The sequence below is a fragment of the Streptomyces inhibens genome (assembly GCF_022221585.1).
In the GTDB taxonomy this organism is placed as follows: domain Bacteria; phylum Actinomycetota; class Actinomycetes; order Streptomycetales; family Streptomycetaceae; genus Streptomyces; species Streptomyces inhibens.
Map to the genome: position 1 here is coordinate 3,507,608 of NZ_CP084681.1, position 17,840 is coordinate 3,525,447.

Here is a 17,840-nt window from a genome sequence, read left to right on the forward strand (position 1 = left end):
GACCCGACAAGCGTGGCCGGTCCGACAAGCGTGCCGGTTCCGACAAGCCCGATAGACCCGGTAGGCCCGATGGGACAGACGCCGGCGAGACCGAAGCAACCGCCGACGGCGACGCCGATACCGACGGCGACGCCGATACCGACGCCAATGCCGACGCCGATGCCAATGCCGACACCGACGCGGACACCGATGAATCCAACCAAGCGGATCGAGAAGAGTTCATAGCGATTGACGCTAAGCACTCCCCGCAGATCTCGCTGAGCGGCCTCAAAGTCGGTGGACAGCACCCCAGTTGTGGATAACTTTGTCACCCACAGGGCACTCCACCACCCCGCTCACCTCGGCGAAACCACAGCCCCCAGCAGCCCCGGCCCCGTGTGCGCGCCGATCACCGCGCCGACCTCACTCACATGCAGCTCGTTCAGCCCCGGCACCCGCTCCCTGAGCCGCTGGGCCAGCGCGTCCGCGCGCTCCGCCGCCGCGAGATGGTGGACCGCGATATCGACCTGGCCCTCGCCAGCCCGCTCCGCGGCGATCTCTTCGAGGCGTGCGATGGCCTTGGACGCCGTACGGACCTTCTCCAGCAGTTCGATCCGCCCGTCGGCCAGTTGAAGGATCGGTTTGACGGCGAGCGCGGAGCCGAGCAGCGCCTGAGCCGCGCCGATGCGGCCGCCGCGTCGCAGATAGTCGAGGGTGTCGACGTAGAAGTAGGCGGAGGTGCCCGAGGCGCGCTTCTCCGCCGCGGCGACCGCTTCGTCCACGTCCCCGCCGGCCTCCGCCGTCTCCGCGGCGGCGAGGGCGCAGAAGCCGAGGGCCATGGCGACCATTCCGGTGTCCACGACGTGTACGGGCACCGGGGCATCCTTGGCCGCCAGCACCGCCGCGTCGTAGGTTCCGGAGAACTCCGAGGAGAGATGGAGCGAGACGATGCCGGTCGCGCCGGCCGCCGCGACCGCGCGATAGGTTTCCGCGAACACCGTGGGGCTGGGCCGGGAGGTCGTCACGGACCGGCGCTTCTGGAGCGCCTGGGCAAGGGATCTCGCGGAGATCTCGGTGCCCTCTTCCAGGGCCTGGTCCCCCAGGACGACGGTCAGCGGCACGGCCGTGATGTGGTGGCGCTCGATGGCCGTCCGCGGCAAGTAGGCCGTGGAATCGGTGACGATCGCGACATGGCGGGACATGACTGGGAGGTTATCCGGGGATCCGGATGCCGCACAGTGCGGGTCCCTCCCCAAGATCTTCCAGGTTTCACCAAGGCTCTGCCAAGAGCCCACCCGCCGGCATCGTCATCGCCCCCGGCCCGTCACCGCTCTCCTAAGTGCTCACGTAGTCGTCCACGTGCTCACGTAGTCGTCGTGCCCTCCGTCCGCGGCGCCTTCTGCCACGGGTAGGACGGCTGGGTGCGGGGATCCCGGGCGGTGATCGCCTGCGGGGCGTCGGCGGGGGCCGGGCCCCAGGAGTTTCCACCGTCGGCAGTATCCGAAGCCTGGCCGGGCCGGGCGTCGGTGCCAGAGGGGCCGCCCGAGGAGCCGCCCGCAGCGCCCGCCTCGTCGTGCGTCCAATGCCGCAGCGCCCCCGCCTCGACATCGATCTGGTCGCTCAGCGCCGCGAGGTCGTCTTCCGCGAACTTCCGTGCCCGGTCGCGCGCCGCCCAGCGCAGCGACTCCGCCGAGTGCGTGATCCGCTCCATCCGCTCCCGGAGCTCCGGGAGGCGGGCGGCGATGGTGGCCCGGTCGGGCTCCCGTTCCAGGCGCTTGAGCTCGTCGTCCAGCTCATGGCCATGGGCGCTCAGCCGCTCGAAGAGGCCGATCGCCTCGCTGAGGGAGGCGTCCTCCGGGGAGCCGGTGTGGAGCACGTCCTGGGTGGCGCGCATGGATGTACGCAGTGACAGCCGCAGCTGCGCCAGTTCGCCGACCACGCCGGGCTGGGCGATCTGCCGGGCCCGGAGGGTGGTGTCCTCGACGGTCCGGCGGGCCTGGGCGACCGTACGGTCCACACCGCGCTTGGCCGCCTTCACGGCCTTGACCGTCAGGAACACCCCGGCCAGGACAAACAGAACGAAGAGCAGCCCGAAGATGGCGACAGCAGCTTCCATGGGCTCTCCCCAGACGTGTCGGCGGCGCCGGTTCCTCGCCCGCGCCCTGTACCTCCACGGTAAACGGCTCGGGCAGGTCGCGGGTTCCGAATGAACCCCCAACCTGCCCGTAGGGGAAACCACCTATAGCGCGCCAGGAGCCCCGGGCGCCAGGACAACCGCCCGGCGCCCCCGCCACCTACACCGCCACCTACGCCGGCACGATGTTCACCAGCTTCGGCGCCCGGACGATCACCTTCCGGATGCCCGCACCGTTCAGCGCCGCGACCACGGCCGGCTCGGCCAGTGCGGTCGCCTCCAGGTCCGCGTCGGAGATCGACGGGGCGACCTCCAGGCGGGCCTTGACCTTGCCCTTGATCTGCACGACGCAGGTCACGGTCTCGTCCACGACGTACGCCGGGTCGGCCACCGGGAAGTCCGCGTGGACCACGGTGTCGGTGTGGCCCAGCTTGCGCCACAGCTCCTCGGCGATGTGCGGCGCCAGCGGGGCGACCAGCAGCACCAGCTGCTCCGTGACCGCCCGCGGGACCGGGCCGCCCGTCTTGGTCAGGTGGTTGTTCAGCTCGGTCACCTTGGCGATGGCGGTGTTGAAGCGCAGGTTCGCCATGTCCTGGGTGACGCCGTCGATGGCCTTGTGCAGGGCACGCAGGGTGGCCTCGTCCGGCTCGGTGTCGACGACGGTGACCTCACCGGTCGCCTCGTCGACGACGTTGCGCCACAGGCGCTGCAGCAGGCGGTACTGGCCGACGACCGCACGGGTGTCCCACGGGCGCGACACATCCAGCGGGCCCATCGCCATCTCGTACAGGCGCAGGGTGTCCGCGCCGTACTCGGCACAGATCTCGTCGGGGGTGACGGCGTTCTTCAGGGACTTGCCCATCTTGCCCAGAACGCGGCTGACCTTCTGGCCCTTGTAGTAGTAGGCGCCGTCGCGCTCATGGACCTCGGCGGCCGGGACGGCGATGCCGCGGCTGTCCCGGTAGACGAAGGCCTGGATCATGCCCTGGTTGTACAGCTTGTGGAACGGCTCGGAGGACGAGACATGGCCCAGGTCGTGCAGCACCTTGGACCAGAAGCGGGCGTACAGCAGGTGCAGTACGGCGTGCTCGGCGCCGCCCACGTACAGGTCGACGCCACCGGCCGGCTGACCCTCGCGCGGCCCCATCCAGTACTGCTCGATGGCGGGGTCGACCAGCGCGTCGTTGTTGTCCGGGTCCAGGTAGCGCATCTCGTACCAGCACGAACCCGCCCAGTTGGGCATGGTGTTGGTCTCGCGGCGGTAGCGCTTGACGCCGTTGCCGTCGCCCAGGTCCAGGTCGACATGGACCCAGTCCTCGTTGCGGGACAGCGGCGTCTCGGGCTGGGTGTCGGCGTCGTCCGGGTCGAAGGTGCGCGGGGAGTAGTCCTCGACCTCGGGCAGCTCCAGCGGCAGCATCGATTCGGGCAGCGCATGCGCGACGCCGACCTCGTCGTAGACGATCGGGAACGGCTCGCCCCAGTAGCGCTGCCGGCTGAACAGCCAGTCGCGCAGGCGGAAGTTGACGGTGCCCTCGCCGATGCCCTGGTCGGCCAGCCATTCGGTGATCTTCGCCTTGGCTTCGGTCACGCCCAGGCCGTCCAGCGAAATCGTCGCGGCGGACGAGTTGACGATCTTGGCGTCGTACGAGGAGAAGGCGTCGTCCCAGGTCGAGGCGTCCGTGCCACGGTCGTCGGACGGCTCGACGACACAGCGCATCGGCAGCTCGAAGGCGCGGGCGAAGGCGAAGTCGCGGGAGTCGTGTGCCGGGACGGCCATGATCGCGCCGGTGCCGTAGCCCATCAGGACGTAGTCGGCGATGAAGACCGGGATCCGCTCGCCGCTGACCGGGTTGGTCGCATAGGCGCCGGTGAAGACGCCGGTCTTGTCCTTGGCCTCGGCCTGCCGCTCGACGTCCGACTTGGAGGCGGCCTGCTTGCGGTACGCGGCGACGGCGTCGGCCGGGGTGGCGTGGCCGCCGGTCCACACCTCGTGGGTGCCCTCGGGCCAGGCGTCCGGGACGATGCCGCTGGTGCCGTTCTCCGCGCCGGCGACCAGCGGGTGCTCGGGCGCCAGCACCATGTACGTGGCGCCGAACAGGGTGTCCTGGCGGGTGGTGAAGACGGTGATCTTGTCGTCGCCCACCGGGAAGTCGACCCGGGCGCCCTCGGAACGGCCGATCCAGTTGCGCTGCTGCAGCTTGATGGCATCCGGCCAGTCCAGCGCGTCCAGGTCGTTCAGCAGCCGGTCGGCGTAGGCGGTGATGCGCATGTTCCACTGGCGCAGCTTGGACTTGAAGACGGGGTAGTTGCCGCGCTCGGAGCGACCCTCGGCGGTGACCTCCTCGTTGGCCAGCACCGTGCCCAGACCGGGGCACCAGTTGACCGGCGCGTCCGAGGCGTACGCCAGGCGGTACTCGCCCAGGACGTTGGCCCGCTCGATGTCGCTCAGCTCGGCCCAGGCCCGCCCGTCGGGGGTCTGGCGGGTGCCGGCCTCGAACTGGGCGATCAGGGTGTCGATCGGGCGGGCCGCGTCCGCCTCCGGGTCGTACCAGGAGTTGAAGATCTGCAGGAAGATCCACTGGGTCCACTTGTAGTACGCCGGGTCGATCGTCTCGATCGAGCGGCGCTGGTCGTGGCCCAGGCCCAGGCGGCGCAGCTGGCGCCGCATGTTGACGATGTTGGCCTCGGTCGAGACCCGCGGGTGGGTGCCGGTCTGCACCGCGTACTGCTCGGCGGGCAGGCCGAACGCGTCGAAGCCCAGGGTGTGCAGGACGTTGTGGCCCGTCATCCGCTGGTAGCGGGCGTAGACGTCGGTGGCGATGAAGCCCAGCGGGTGGCCGACGTGCAGGCCGGCGCCCGACGGGTAGGGGAACATGTCCATGATGAACTTCTTGGGGCGGGCCACCAGCTCGGCGTCGCCGGCCAGCGAACCCGTCGCGTTCGGGGCGTGGTATGTCCCGTTCGTCTCCCAGAAGTCCTGCCAGCGTGCCTCGATGTCGGCGGCCAGCTCGGCCGTATAGCGGTGCGGCGCTGCCACCTCGGCGGGGGCACCTCCCGCGCCATGAGCAGCGGGGGAGTTGGTCGTCTCGCTCATCGTCCTCAAAGCTCCATCGATCGTCTCTGCCTGCGGAAACGCGCCCGATTTCCGGCGCGCCGGAAACAAAAAGGCCCCTCGCACAGGAGGGGACGCCGCGCCGATTCCGACGGGGTCTGTCATCCGTCGGTACTGATCAGCGCGGCCCGCTAAGCAGAAGGCGTACGGCACGCATGGCGCCAGGGTACAGCAGGGCGTGCGGGGCCCGCGCGGAGGATTCCCCCGCGCGGGCCCCGCCCCTTTCACCCCGTACTCCTACCGCCGCGCCACTGGGTCACGGACGGTGCAGGGAGGCGGTGCCGTGCCCCTGCGTCAGGGGCGGTAGGAGCTCACATATCCGGCGCCGGGCGTGCCCACGCCGGTGACGTCGTCGTATCCGACGCCCGCGTGCAGGGAGCTGTCCTTGCCCAGGCTGCGCAGCGAGGTCGTGGTGCCCTTGCTGTCGTCGACACCGTTGACGTAGTCGACCCGGACGACCGCCAGATCGCGGCCGGCACCCAGCGGGTGGTCGGTGACGTCGTGGTACGCGGCGGTGCCGTAACGCTGGTAGATGCCGGGGTTGGCGAAGCCGATGGCAACGCCGTGCCGGGCCTGCTGCGCCAGCGCCTGGACGCCGGCGATCACCGGCGCGGCCAGCGAGGTGCCGCCGATGCGGTACTCGTCATAGCCGAGCTTTCCGTCCGGCAGGGTCTGGGTCTGGCCGACCAGGAAACCGGTGTTGGGGTCGGCGACCGCCGCGATGTCGGGAACGGTACGCATCGCGCCCTTGAGAGCAACGTTGGAGAGCCCGTCAGGGACGATTCCGCGCTGGTAGAAGGGCTGCGGGACGGTCTTGCTGACGCCACCGCCCGCACCGCCGTTGAAGGTGCCGGGGAAGCCGGCCCAGCTGTTGCCGTCCTTGGAGAGGACCGCCTTCTGGGTGCCCCAGCCGGTCTCCCACTGGTAGGCGTCGTGCTTGCCGACGGCCAGAGAGGTGCCGCCGACGGCGGTCACCCAGGCGGAGTTCGCCGGGGTGTCGACCTGCTTGGTGCCGGTGTGGGCGACCTCGTCTCCGTTGTCGCCGGAGGAGAAGTAGAAGCCGATGCCCTGTACGGCGCCCTGCTGGAAGATCTGGTCGTAGGCGGCGGCCACGTCCGGGGTCTCGTTCGCCTCGATGTCGCCCCAGGAGTTGGAGACGATGTCGGCGAGGTGCCCGTCGACGATCTTGCCGAGCGAGTCGAGCAGATCGTCGTCCATGCAGGAGGCGCCGCCGACGTAGACGATGTCGGAGTCGGGAGCGACCGCGTGGACGGCCTCGACGTCGAGGGTCTCCTCGCCGTACCAGCCGGCCGCGCCGCACTCCTCGATGTGCGTGTAGTCCTTGGGCAGCACCTGGGAGAGCTGGCCCCTGCGGTAGCGGGGGTCACCGTTGCGGGCGGCGTACTTGCTCGCGTCCTGGGCGATGGTCGGCGAGGCGTAGGCGTCGGTGATCGCGACGGTGACGCCCTTGCCGGTCCACTTCTTCGCCCCGTAGGCGGCGCGCAGCTGCTTGCCGGTGTAGCCCTTGATCGCGTACGGCGCCTTGCTCCCGTAGGCGGACGGCAGCTCCTTGTCGGTCTTGGAGCCGTAGTACGAGGAGAACGGGCCGGAGTTGCGGAAGACGCCTTCCGGCGGCGGCAGTTCACCGGAGTGATGCTTGGCGAGCTTGGGCGCGTTGTCCAGGCCGGTGACCGTCAGGACCGCGTCGGCCAGGGAGGCGGGCGCGGAGGCGGTGGTCGAGGGCGCGTGGTAAGTGTGCCCGCTCTTGAGGTAGTTGTGCAGGTCGGTGGCGAAGGCGCGCTCGGCGGCGGCCGCGTCACCCTTGACCGTCACATACCGGTTGGTGGTCCCGGTGACCGTCAGGCCGGACTTTTTCAGCCAGTCGGTCACCCTGGCTATCTGGTCGTGCGTGGCGCCGTAGCGGGCGCGCACCTGGGCGGGGCTCAGGTACTTCCCGTACGTGGCGGAGTGCGGGTCGGACACCGCCTTCGCGTAGTCGGCGAGGCCCTTGGCGTCGCGGCCGGCCAGGTAGACGCGGGCGGTGACGGCCGCGGAGGCGGAGGTGGCGCCCTGGTCGGCCTGTCGGGTGGCCCACAGGGGCTTGGTGCCCTGCAGCGCGTGCCGACCGCCGTCGTGGCCCGCGGCGTCGGCGGCGGGCGCGCCGAGCGCGAGCGCGCCGGCGACCAGCGGCAGCGTCGCTGCCCAGGCCAGACCGGCGCGGGCGCGCAGTGATCTGGAGCGGCTTGATCTCATGTAACCCCCTGCTGTGGCGATGCGGTGCGCTGCGGGGTGCCGCGCTGCGCCGGTGCGCCGGTGCACAGCACCTCACGAGCGGTGAATGCGTTGGATGTGACGCTCACGCGATTCGCCACTCTTTCGGTGAACCGTTCATGTCAGGGACATGCGATCACCAAGAAGAGCCCAAGGAACGGCAAGGACTGGTCAGGAATGGGCATGGAGCGAACAGCTAACTCGCCATAGCGGACGGTTTGCTGACCGAATATCAGCGCAACCCCGCAGGAACCGCCCGGATCCGGGAACGGCAACACCGTGGCCAGGACGGACCGCCACGGCCACGGCCGCAGCCGCAGCCACGATCGCCGACCACCCTCGTGGCCACCGCCCTCCGCCCCCTACGACCACAGGCCACGACGGACGGCCCCACCCCGGCACCGTATACGCACGACAGAGCAGGCCGCCCATAACGGACGGCCTGCTCTGTTCTTGTGGAGCTAAGGAGAATTGAACTCCTGACCTCCTGCATGCCATGCAGGCGCTCTACCAACTGAGCTATAGCCCCAGATTTTGTTCCGCCCGGTTCCCCGCTGCGGCATCGCCTACATTACACGGACCTCCCCGGCTTCTGCCAAATCGTTCTGCCAGGGGCCCTCCGGCGCGACGCGCGGTACTGTCGGCCATCCGTGCCCGATTCGTCCTGGGGAGCCGAACGCCGTGACCGCGCTGGAGCTGGAAAGGCCCACCGAACCCGGCGGCGCCCACCCCGACAGGGGCCTCGTCCGCCGACACCCGGTCCCCACGGCGGCCCTCGCCTGCCTGGTCTCCTTCACCGCCTTCTGGATCGCGCAGCGCCTCGCGCATGTGACGATGATCGACCTCATGGTCTACCGCGCCGAGGGCTTCACCGTCCGCAACGGCGAGTCCCTCTACGACATGGTGGCCACCTCGGCGCATCTGCCCAACACCTATCCGCCCTTCGCGGCGCTGCTGTTCACCCCGCTCACCCTCCTCGGCGTCCCGGCGATGCGCACCCTGGCCACCGCCGGCAACCTCCTGCTGCTCGTCGCCGTGGTGCACCTCTCACTGCGCCTGGTCGGCCGGCCCCTGCGGCTGCCCCGGCCCGCCGCCACCCTCGCGCTCTCCGCGCTCCTGGTGTGGTGCGAGCCGGTCTGGACGACGCTGCGCTACGGCCAGATCAACCTTCTGCTCGCCGTACTGGTCCTGTGGGACCTGACCCGCAAGGACACCAACCGTCTCGCGGGCATCGGCATCGGTATCGCGGCCGGTCTCAAGCTGACCCCGGCGCTGTTCGCCGTGTTCCTGGCGCTGGCCGGCGCCGTCCGGGCCGCGCAGCTGATCCGCTCCGGCGCGGGGGCGCGCGCCGCGTGGAACCCGTGGCTGCGACAGGCCGCCGTGGCGACCACCACGTTCCTGGCCACCGCTCTCCTCTCCGCGCTCGCGCTGCCGCGCGACTCGTACCGCTTCTGGACCGAGATCGTGTTCGCCGCCGACCGGGTCGGTGAGGTGGAGATCACCGCGAACCAGTCGCTGCGCGGCGCCCTCGCCCGGCTGCTGCACAGCCACGACCCGGGCACCGCCTGGGTCGTGGTCGCCGGTCTGACCACGGTCCTGGGGCTGGCGCTGGCGGCCGGGTCGCTGCTGCGCGCGGCGGGGGAACCCCCGGCCGAAGGCCGGGGGAGCGCCTGGGCCGCGGCCGCCTGCGCGGCGACCGCCCTCCTGGTCAGCCCGATCTCCTGGTCCCACCACTGGGTGTGGGCCGTACCGGTACTGGTCCTGCTCGGGTCCGAGGCGCTCCGCCGCAGCGGCAGGGCCGCCCGCCGCTGGTGGGCGACGACCGCCACGCTGGGCCTGCTGTTCTGCTCGTTCGCCCTGTGGTGGGTGCCGCACCGCTGGCACCATCACGAGGAACTGCACCAGAACGGCGCCCAGATGCTGCTCTCCGGCGTCTATCCGATCGCGGGGCTGGCCGTACTGGCACTGACGGGGGCCCGGCTGTGGCGGCTCGGCCGGCGGCGGGGGCCTGCCGGCGGATCCGGCCCGGCCGATGGCGGCAGCGCCGCGTGAACCGTTCGCCCGCGGACATGAACCGTACGAGCGCGGACGTGAACCCTACGCCGAGGACATGAACCCTACGACCGCGGACGTGAACCCTACGGCCGCGCTGCGTCGTTGAGAGGTCGCCGTCCGCCCTTCACCACAACGCCCGGAGCGCCCGGCGCAGTTGCGGCAGGAGCCCGCGACAGCTGAAGAGATATCAGGCGGAAAGAGCCGGACGAAACGACTCTGCTCAGGCCGTGGCGAACGAGTAGAAACGCTTCAGCGTGCAGTGCTCGTCCAGCAGCCGCCCGTAGATCGGCTCCCCGTCGAGTTCCCGATAGGTCTCGATGGGGTCGCCTTTTATGACCAGGGCGCGGGCGCACTCTTCGCACCAGTACTGATAGTCGGTGTTGACGGGTTCCATGTCGCGGACGATCGGCGTGCCGCTGCCGCACCAGTCACATTTCCTGCTGTGGGCGCCCATCCATCAGCTCCAACTGTGGCCGCAGGCCGTACAAACGAAGGAAATTCCTCCGTTGTCGCCCAGCACCTGAGCGACATGGGACGAGCCGCACGAAGGGCACTGCAGAGCGGAACCCTTGCTACCGCTGCCCGGGAACGCGGGACCGTCAACGGGGCAGGTGAAGCGGAGCGCATCTTCCGGCAGCCAGTCATAACCCCGCGCCTCGGCCACTTCGAGCAGGTCATTGACCTTCTCGAGGATGCTCGTGGGCATCGCGATCTCTCCTCCCCTGCCGGCGCCGTCCGATTCTGCCACGGACCGCCGACCGGGTCAGGCCCGCCTTCTCGCCACCCCGGCGGGCCCGGCCGACGGATGCGGTGTCCGTCGGGGCGAGCATGCTCACCCACAGTGCCCGCGGCGGCGCGTCCACCCCTGCCTGAGCGGGCTGTTTCAGGAAGAGTGTCCCGAAAAGCGCGGCACCCAGCAGCGGTCCGACCCGGTTGACGGTCACCGCAGGACCGCGCGCATCCGCGACGCGCTCCTTGCGTACGCCCCCAACGCGGCGGCGAGATTGGCGCTGTGGGCGAAATCGAGGCCCGCGACGGCACCGACATACGCCACATATACCCAGCCCCCGCCGCCGGTACCGGACCCGCCGCCCCTGATCACCGGCCCGGCCCCCGAAGCGCCGCACGAATGTCCGCCGCGGGCCCGGCAGTTCGCCTGCCGAAGGAGCCGCGCCATTGGCGAGGAAGGCGTAGAGCAGAGAGCAGAGAGCCGTGAGCTGTCCGGCCTCGACGTCGCCGGCGAAGGGCGGCGCCCGAGCCGGCGGCGCAGCACCCTCTGTAGGACGGGCCCGATAACGCAGAGATCCCGCCTCCGCGAGGAGACGGGATCATCCGGGTTGTGGAGCTAAGGAGAATTGAACTCCTGACCTCCTGCATGCCATGCAGGCGCTCTACCAACTGAGCTATAGCCCCGGGTCTTGTTCCGCTCCTCCGGGTTTCCCCCGGCGGCGCCGCGAACAAGAAGAACTTTAGCCTGCGACCTGCCCAGATGTGAAATCCGGTCGGTCGGGGCCGCCCGGCGGGGCCGGGACGCGTCCTAGTCGTCGTCGCCGAGCACCGGCTCCGGCAGGGTGCCGGCGTTGTGCTCCAACAGGCGCCAGCCGCGCGCGCCCTCGCCCAGCACGGACCAGCAGCAGTTCGACAGCCCGCCCAGACCCTCCCAGTGGTGGGATTCCAGGCCGAGCAGCCGCCCGATGGTGGTCCGGATCGTGCCGCCGTGGCTGACGACGACCAGGGTGCCGTTCTCGGGCAGCTTGTCGGCGTGGTTGAGCACGACCGGGGCGGCCCGGTCGGCGACCTCGGTCTCCAGTTCGCCGCCACCGCGCCGCACCGGCTCACCGCGCTTCCACGCGGTGTACTGCTCGCCGTACTGCGCGAGGATCTCGTCGTGGGTCAGCCCCTGCCAGGAGCCCGCGTAGGTCTCCCGCAGGGCCGCGTCATGTGTCACGTCGAGCCGGGTCAGGGCGGCCAGCTCGCCTGCCGTCGCCGCGGCCCGCTGCAGGTCGGAGGCGATGATGGCGTCCGGCCCGAGGGCCGCGAGCAGCCGGGCCGCGCGCCGCGCCTGGCCGAAGCCCGTCTCGGTCAGTTCGATGTCCGTGGACCCCTGGAAGCGGCGCTCCAGATTCCAGGCCGTCTGGCCGTGGCGCCACAGGACGATGCGGCGCCCCCTGGCGCTCTTGGTGCCGTTCAGAGCAGCTCTCCGTCCTGCTCACCCGTCGTGGCCTGGGCGTGCGCGGCGGCCTTGCCGCGGGTGGCCTTGGCCTCCTCGGGGAGGTCGATCTCGGGGCAGTCCTTCCACAGGCGCTCGAGCGCGTAGAACACGCGCTCCTCGCTGTGCTGGACGTGCACCACGATGTCGATGTAGTCGAGCAGCACCCAGCGGGCCTCGCGGTCGCCCTCGCGGCGGACCGGCTTGGCGCCGAGCTCCTTGCTGAGCCGTTCCTCGATCTCGTCGACGATCGACTTGACCTGGCGGTCGCTGGGCGCCGACGCCAGCAGGAAGGCGTCGGTGATCGAGAGGACGTCACTGACGTCGTACGCGATGATGTCGTGCGCGAGCTTGTCGGCCGCGGCCTGGGCGGCGGCGTTGATGAGCTCGATGGAACGGTCCGTGGCGGTCACAAGCGGCTTTCCGGGTCGGGGGCAGCTTCTCCGGCCGGCGGGGGCAGGGGCGGGTGGCGCTCGGCTCAGCCGCGGCGCGCGCCGCAGTCCCCCATGGGCAACCGGATCGGCGGTCAAGTACCCCTCAAGGGTCTCACGGACCGCCGACACTCCCGCCGGGGTTTTTCTCCCACGGGCCGGTTCCGGCATTCGGCCTGGTCAGCGCCGTGATGGGGGCTGCTCGACCCCGTCCTCGGGGCCGAGCTCGCTGCGCCGATCAGCCCTTGTAGTCCTGCCCCAGCACCACGGTGACGTCGGCGTTCCCCGCGCTCTTGCCCTGCTTGACCGCGCCCGCCGACAGACCCAGCGTCTTGGCGACCTCGACAGCCTTCGCCTTCTGGGCGGCGTCCGCGTAGGTGACCTGGGACGTGGCCCTGGCCGCGCTGTCGGTGCCGTCGTCGACGAAGCTGTAGCCGCCGTTGACGAGTGCGACCTGCGCCTTGCCGGTGGCGCCCGCAATGCCGGTGGCGTTACGGACGGCGACCCGGGCGGTGGCGTCGGGGGCGGCCTTCTTGACCGTGCCGCCGAGCACGTCCTTGACCACGCTCGCCGCGGCGGTCGGGCTGAGCGTGCCGTTCGTCTGCACGGGCAGCAGGGTCGTGCGGTACGCGCCGGTCTTGGCCAGCTCGGCCCGCTGCGCCAGCGAGCTGCCCAGCTGGGCCTCGGTGAGCGGCGGGTCGAGCACCTGGAGCAGCGCCTTGACGGTGGCGGTGGCGCCGTCGGCGTCGCTGGAGACCTTCTTCAGGGTGGCCTGCATGACCTGGCCGAAGCGCTGCAGCTGCCTGATCTGGTTCTCGCCCGTCGCCCGGTAGGTGGCGTAGGCGACGGCCGCCTGGCCGTTGAGGTCCTGGGCGCGGCCCTGCTTGACCACCGGGGAGGCGCCCTTCTTGGCGCCGGGGACGGTGGCGTCGGTGTCGAGGGTGATCCCACCGACGGTCTCGACGAGGTTCTCCAGATAGGGGGTGTCCAGCCGCCAGGTGGCCTTGAGGTCGGCGCCCAGCAGGCTGTTGAGGGAGTCCCGGGTCGGCTCGGCGCCGTCGTCCTTGACGGACTTGGCGAGCGTCGTGGTGGTGCCGTCGTCCTTGGAGACGACGAGGCTGTTGGGCAGGAGGACAGTGGTGCCCTTGTGGGTGGTCTCGTTGTCCACCAGCAGCGCCGTGGAGCTGTTCCCGGTCGTGGTGTCCCGCAGATGTACGACGAGGACATCGCGCTTCTGGCCGCCGCCCGCGGCCGCCTTGCCGGTGTCCGGGCCGGCCAGGCCGGGCAGCTTGCCCGCCCACCACAGATAGCCGACGCCGCCGGCGACCAGCAGGGCCAGCACGACGGACAGCGCGACGATCCGGCTCCGGCCGCGCCGCTTGGCCTCCTCGCGCCGCTCGGTGCGGCTCTCGGTGAACTTCAGCCAGTCGATGACGTCTTCGGAGTCCTCGTCCGGCTCCTCGATGAAGGAGAACTGTTCGGTGCGGTACTCCGGGCCGACCGAGGAGGGCGCGGTGACGCCGCTCGCGGCTTCCGGCTCCGCCATGTCGGCCGACGGGGCGCGACGCTGTGCGGGCGGCCGCGGCGGCCCGTCCTGGCGCGGGGCAGCGGGTGTCTCGTAGCGGGGCTGCTCGGCGTAGGGAACCTGCTCGTACGGCGACTGCTGGGCCTGCTGCGGGATCCACTCCTGCTGGTGGGGCTGCTGCGGGGACTGGTGCTGCTGGGGCTGGGCGTACGGGTCGTACTGCTGCGGGTAGCCGGGCTGGGCCTGCACCTGCTGGCGCCCGTACGGGTCATAGCCGTACTCCGTCCCGCCCTGCTGCCCCTGGTACGACTGCGGGCCCTGGCCGCCGCCCTGTTGGCCGCTGTACGGGTCGTAGCCCTCGTAGCCGGACGGTGCGGCCTGCTGCCCGTACGGGTCGTGGTGCTGCTCGTACGACGGCTGTGCGGCGTCGCGGTACACCGGCTGCCCGTAGGCGTCGTAGGTGTAGCCCGGCTGCCCCTGCTGCTCCTGGGCATACGGGTCGTGGGCATACGGGTCCTGCGGCCCGTACGGATCCTGTCGGTCGCTCACCGGTGCCCCTTTCCGTCAGCCCCGTCAGCGGTCGTTGCGGTACAGCTGTTTTTTGTCGATGTAGCGCACCACACCGTCCGGCACCAAGTACCAGACCGGATCCCCCTGGGCGACGCGCGCCCGGCAGTCGGTCGAGGAGATGGCCAGCGCCGGCACCTCGATCAGGGACACCGCCCCCTCGGGCAGCCCGGGGTCCGCGAGGACATGTCCGGGCCTGGTCACCCCGATGAAGTGGGCGAGCGAGACCAGCTCCGCGGCATCGTGCCAGGTCAGAATCTGGCTGAGCGCGTCGGCGCCGGTGATGAAGAACAGATCCGCGTCACGGTGCTCCGCGCGCAGATCACGCAGCGTGTCTATCGTGTACGTCTTGCCGCCGCGGTCGATGTCGATACGGCTGACGGAGAACTGCGGGTTCGATGCCGTCGCGATGACCGTCATCAGATACCGGTCCTCGGCCGGGGACACCGTCCTGTGGCTCTTCTGCCACGGCTGCCCCGTCGGCACGAAGATGACCTCGTCGAGGTGGAACTGGCTGGCCACCTCGCTGGCGGCGACCAGGTGTCCGTGATGGATCGGGTCGAACGTGCCGCCCATCACTCCGAGTCGCCGCTTCACGGGCCCTGTGTGCTCTCCCATGCGTGCAGACCCTACTGGGCGACGCGCGATGCCGGGGGCCGGGTGCCGGGGCTCAGCGGTCCCGGTTGAAGCGGGTGGTGATCCAGAGCAGGAGGAGCAGGATAAAAAGGGCGCCACCGCCGGTCAGGTACGGGCTGAGGCTGGCGTGACCGCCCTCGTGTCCGGGTTCGGCGGCGAGGGAGACCAGGGACTGTGCGGTGGTGTGCAGGCTCATCGTCGGCAGGACCAATCCGGGCTGGGGTCGGGCAGAGATTTCCACCACATCGTAAGCGTCGGCTCACCGCGGGCCCACGGCGACTCCACCCGCACACGTACGGAGAGTGCCGTCGGGGGTCGTCAGTGTGTCAGTCCTGGCCGTAGCCGCGCAGCAGGAACCAGGCGAGCAGGACGGCACCCACGACGCCGACGACGATCACGGTGCGCAGAATCCAGCCGGGCCCGTCGGCCCTGGAGCCCTCCTGGACTGCGGCGAGCAGCACGCTCGGATGCGGCATGACGATGCGCTCCCTCGGTACGGGCCCGTGCGGTCCTTCGTACGGGCCTGTGCGGTCATTGGTGCGATCGCCAGCGTACGCCCGAGCATCCAATCGTCTGTCAGTGGCGTCCTCTAGTCTGAAACACACGCAGTCGAACAGGGGGAGGCCCCAATGACGGAGAGCCCAGGCGGCAGCGAAAACGTACCGAGCCGGGACCGGCGGCGATTCCCCGGAATTTCCTCACGGTCGTACGAGCACCCCGCGGACCGCTCGGCGCTGGTGGCGCTGCGCAAGCTGAGCGGGTTCGACACCGTCTTCAAGACGCTCAGCGGCTTGCTGCCGGAGCGCAGTCTGCGACTGCTGTTCCTGTCGGACTCGGTGCGGGTCGGCGAGCAGCAGTTCGCGCACCTCAACGACATGCTGCGCGATGCCTGCTACATCCTGGACCTGGAGAAGGTCCCGCCGATGTACGTGAATCAGGACCCGCAGCCCAACGCCATGTGTATCGGTCTGGACGAGCCGATCATCGTGGTGACGACCGGTCTGGTCGAGCTGCTGGACGAGGAGGAGATGCGGGCGGTCGTCGGCCACGAGGTCGGGCATGCGCTGTCCGGGCACGCCGTCTACCGCACGATTCTGCTGTTCCTGACGAATCTGGCGATGAAGGTCGCCTGGATCCCGCTGGGCAATGTCGCGATCATGGCGATCGTGACGGCGCTGCGCGAATGGTTCCGCAAGTCGGAGCTGTCGGCGGACCGTGCCGGGCTGCTGGTCGGCCAGGATCTGCAGGCCTCGATGCGCGGTCTGATGAAGCTGGCCGGCGGCAATCATCTGCACGAGATGAATGTGGACGCCTTCCTCAAGCAGGCGGACGAGTACGAGTCCGGCGGCGATCTGCGCGACTCCGTGCTGAAGATCCTCAACCTGCTGCCGCGCAGCCACCCGTTCACGACCGTGCGGGCGGCCGAGCTGAAGAAGTGGGCGGCCAGCCGCGACTACCAGCGGATCATGGACGGCCACTACCCGCGCCGGGACGAGGACAAGGACACATCGGTCTCCGACTCGTTCCGGGACTCCGCCGCGCACTACGCCGACTCGGTGCGCAACAGCAAGGACCCGCTGATGGGCCTGGTGCGCGATATCGCGGGCGGCGCGGGCGACTTGGGCGGCAAGCTGCGGGACACGGTCTTCCGCGGCGGCTCGCGCCCCGACAGCTCGGGCGGCGCCAACGGCTCCGGTGGCGCCAAGGGCTCGGACGGGTCCTAGCGGCCCGGACACGCCCTGGTGGACTAGCGGATCGGATGGCTCGGCTTCGGCTGGGCGGAGGGCGCCAGCTCGCCACAGAGCGAAGGGTTGGCCCGGTCCCTGGCAAAGGGGTCGGTGCCCGTGAGCCGGTCAATGCCGGCGTGCTGTCCCGCGAACAGCGGGCGCAGCGCGTCGGCCGGCTTGGAGGAGCAGGCCAGCGGCCCGGCCTGCAGACTGCTCTGCAGCACCTCCAGGCGGTGGTCGCTGAGGTCGTCACGGGTGAGCCGGAACTGCATCTCGCGCCGGACGGTGACCAGCGAGGCGGCGCCCGGGGTGGCCTTGCCGATGTCCTGGCCGGCGGAGCCGTCCTGCTGCGCGCCGGGAGCGGGCCGTACGGCGTAGACGAAGGTGTAGTCGGCGGTCACATCTAGCGCGTCCGGGCTCAGCTCCGTGGCGGACAGCGTGCCGTCGACCCGTACGTTCCGGTCGGCGAGCCGGGTGTACTTCGGGTCGAAGCGGACCAGCCAGCCGGTTGCGGCATGGCGCCCGTTGTCGTCGGGGTGCGCCAGGCTCCGGTCGAACTGGTCGAGTTGGCCGGTATCCAGCAGTAGCCGCACGGGTCGTACGGATCCGCCGGTGAGGGTGGCCGGGTCCAGCGAGGAGCGGACGAGGTAGTCCTTCGCGATGGACAGGGCGGCGACGATCTGGCCGTCGGAGAAGTGCGCCGTACGGGCGACGGCAGGGAGATTGACCCCCGCGGCGCCGATCCGGTAGTCGACCGCGGGGCTGTGCGCGAAGAGGTCCTCGGGTGACGCGCCGGGCACGTCCCCGGTCGGTGCGAGCGGCACCACCGCGGACCGCAGCGGCTGCGCCTGGACCGGATCCGGGGTCTTGTACGGATGCCGTACGCCCATGTAGACGGCCGTGCCGAAGGCAAGAATGATCAGCAGCACCAGCAGGACGGCCTGCCGGGAGCCGCCCAGCCGCATCCATGCGTGCCGGGTTTTGACGGCCGGCGAATGGTGCTCACCGAGCCGCTCGTCGGCGGAGAATTCCTGTAGGCGTGCAGCGCGCACGAACGATTCGTCGAAGACAACGGATCGGTATTCGTCCTCACCGCCTCCCGAGGCGCCGTTGGGCGTCCCTTCGGGAGGGTCACCAGGCCCGCTCATACAACAAGAGTAGGTCTGCCGGGGCGAAGGTAAACGCCGGGGCGCC

General features: G+C 70.4%; 15 protein-coding genes and 2 tRNA genes. 2 read left to right on the top strand and 15 right to left on the bottom strand.

From position 1 onward, the window contains the following. Window positions 1-335: 335 nt before the first annotated feature. The 5 genes from KI385_RS16140 to KI385_RS16160 all read right to left on the bottom strand — a co-directional run bounded on the left by KI385_RS16140 (window position 336) and on the right by KI385_RS16160 (window position 8,025). Window positions 336-1,181 carry a DegV family protein gene (locus KI385_RS16140; RefSeq protein WP_238572911.1) on the bottom strand — a complete coding sequence of 282 codons (846 nt, stop codon included), beginning with the start codon at window positions 1,179-1,181 and terminating at the stop codon, window positions 336-338. Window positions 1,182-1,342: 161 nt separating this feature from the next. After that, window positions 1,343-2,095, bottom strand: coding sequence for a hypothetical protein (locus tag KI385_RS16145; RefSeq protein WP_238572912.1), 753 nt, complete (start codon window positions 2,093-2,095; stop codon window positions 1,343-1,345). 190 nt (window positions 2,096-2,285) lie between these two features. Continuing rightward, window positions 2,286-5,207, bottom strand: a complete 2,922-nt coding sequence (locus tag KI385_RS16150) for a leucine--tRNA ligase (protein ID WP_238572913.1) — start codon at window positions 5,205-5,207, stop codon at window positions 2,286-2,288. 312 nt (window positions 5,208-5,519) lie between these two features. Continuing rightward, window positions 5,520-7,478, bottom strand: a complete 1,959-nt coding sequence (locus KI385_RS16155) for a S53 family peptidase (protein ID WP_238572914.1) — start codon at window positions 7,476-7,478, stop codon at window positions 5,520-5,522. 474 nt (window positions 7,479-7,952) lie between these two features. Continuing rightward, window positions 7,953-8,025, bottom strand: a tRNA-Ala gene (locus tag KI385_RS16160). A gap of 152 nt (window positions 8,026-8,177) precedes the next feature. On the opposite strand from KI385_RS16160, the gene KI385_RS16165 reads away from it, so the two are divergent. Continuing rightward, the gene (locus tag KI385_RS16165; RefSeq protein WP_238572915.1) at window positions 8,178-9,548 is read left to right on the top strand and encodes a glycosyltransferase 87 family protein; all 1,371 of its coding nucleotides are present in this window, start codon (window positions 8,178-8,180) and stop codon (window positions 9,546-9,548) included. A gap of 223 nt (window positions 9,549-9,771) precedes the next feature. Here the strand turns inward: KI385_RS16165 and KI385_RS16170 are convergent, their stop codons facing one another. The 9 genes from KI385_RS16170 to KI385_RS16210 form a co-directional block, all read right to left on the bottom strand. Continuing rightward, window positions 9,772-10,005, bottom strand: coding sequence for a hypothetical protein (locus KI385_RS16170; protein ID WP_030413843.1), 234 nt, complete (start codon window positions 10,003-10,005; stop codon window positions 9,772-9,774). A gap of 3 nt (window positions 10,006-10,008) precedes the next feature. Next, entirely contained in the window at window positions 10,009-10,257 is a 249-nt protein-coding gene (locus tag KI385_RS16175; RefSeq protein ID WP_238572916.1) for a hypothetical protein, read from the bottom strand. A gap of 634 nt (window positions 10,258-10,891) precedes the next feature. Further along, window positions 10,892-10,964 (bottom strand) — tRNA-Ala (locus tag KI385_RS16180). 124 nt (window positions 10,965-11,088) lie between these two features. Further along, window positions 11,089-11,742 carry a histidine phosphatase family protein gene (locus KI385_RS16185; RefSeq protein ID WP_238577711.1) on the bottom strand — a complete coding sequence of 218 codons (654 nt, stop codon included), beginning with the start codon at window positions 11,740-11,742 and terminating at the stop codon, window positions 11,089-11,091. Further along, window positions 11,739-12,173, bottom strand: coding sequence for a ribosome silencing factor (gene rsfS / locus KI385_RS16190; protein ID WP_128511099.1), 435 nt, complete (start codon window positions 12,171-12,173; stop codon window positions 11,739-11,741). The genes KI385_RS16185 and rsfS overlap by 4 nt, the downstream gene beginning before the upstream one ends. A 256-nt stretch (window positions 12,174-12,429) precedes the next feature. Beyond that, a complete protein-coding gene (locus tag KI385_RS16195; protein ID WP_238572917.1) occupies window positions 12,430-14,265 on the bottom strand; it encodes a LytR C-terminal domain-containing protein in 1,836 nt (611 codons plus the stop codon). Between the two features lie 24 nt (window positions 14,266-14,289). Beyond that, entirely contained in the window at window positions 14,290-14,901 is a 612-nt protein-coding gene (nadD, locus tag KI385_RS16200) for a nicotinate-nucleotide adenylyltransferase (RefSeq protein WP_238572918.1), read from the bottom strand. 52 nt (window positions 14,902-14,953) lie between these two features. Continuing rightward, window positions 14,954-15,163 (bottom strand): hypothetical protein, encoded by a 210-nt coding sequence (locus KI385_RS16205; protein ID WP_238578096.1) that lies wholly within the window; start codon window positions 15,161-15,163, stop codon window positions 14,954-14,956. Window positions 15,164-15,245: 82 nt separating this feature from the next. Continuing rightward, complete coding sequence (locus tag KI385_RS16210) at window positions 15,246-15,395, bottom strand: hypothetical protein (protein ID WP_238572919.1); 150 nt, start codon at window positions 15,393-15,395, stop codon at window positions 15,246-15,248. Between the two features lie 153 nt (window positions 15,396-15,548). On the opposite strand from KI385_RS16210, the gene KI385_RS16215 reads away from it, so the two are divergent. Next, on the top strand, window positions 15,549-16,643 hold the full coding sequence (locus tag KI385_RS16215) for a M48 family metallopeptidase (protein ID WP_238572920.1): 1,095 nt from the start codon (window positions 15,549-15,551) through the stop codon (window positions 16,641-16,643). A gap of 23 nt (window positions 16,644-16,666) precedes the next feature. Here the strand turns inward: KI385_RS16215 and KI385_RS16220 are convergent, their stop codons facing one another. After that, window positions 16,667-17,794 carry an SCO2583 family membrane protein gene (locus tag KI385_RS16220; protein WP_238572921.1) on the bottom strand — a complete coding sequence of 376 codons (1,128 nt, stop codon included), beginning with the start codon at window positions 17,792-17,794 and terminating at the stop codon, window positions 16,667-16,669. Between the last annotated feature and the right edge of the window lie 46 nt (window positions 17,795-17,840).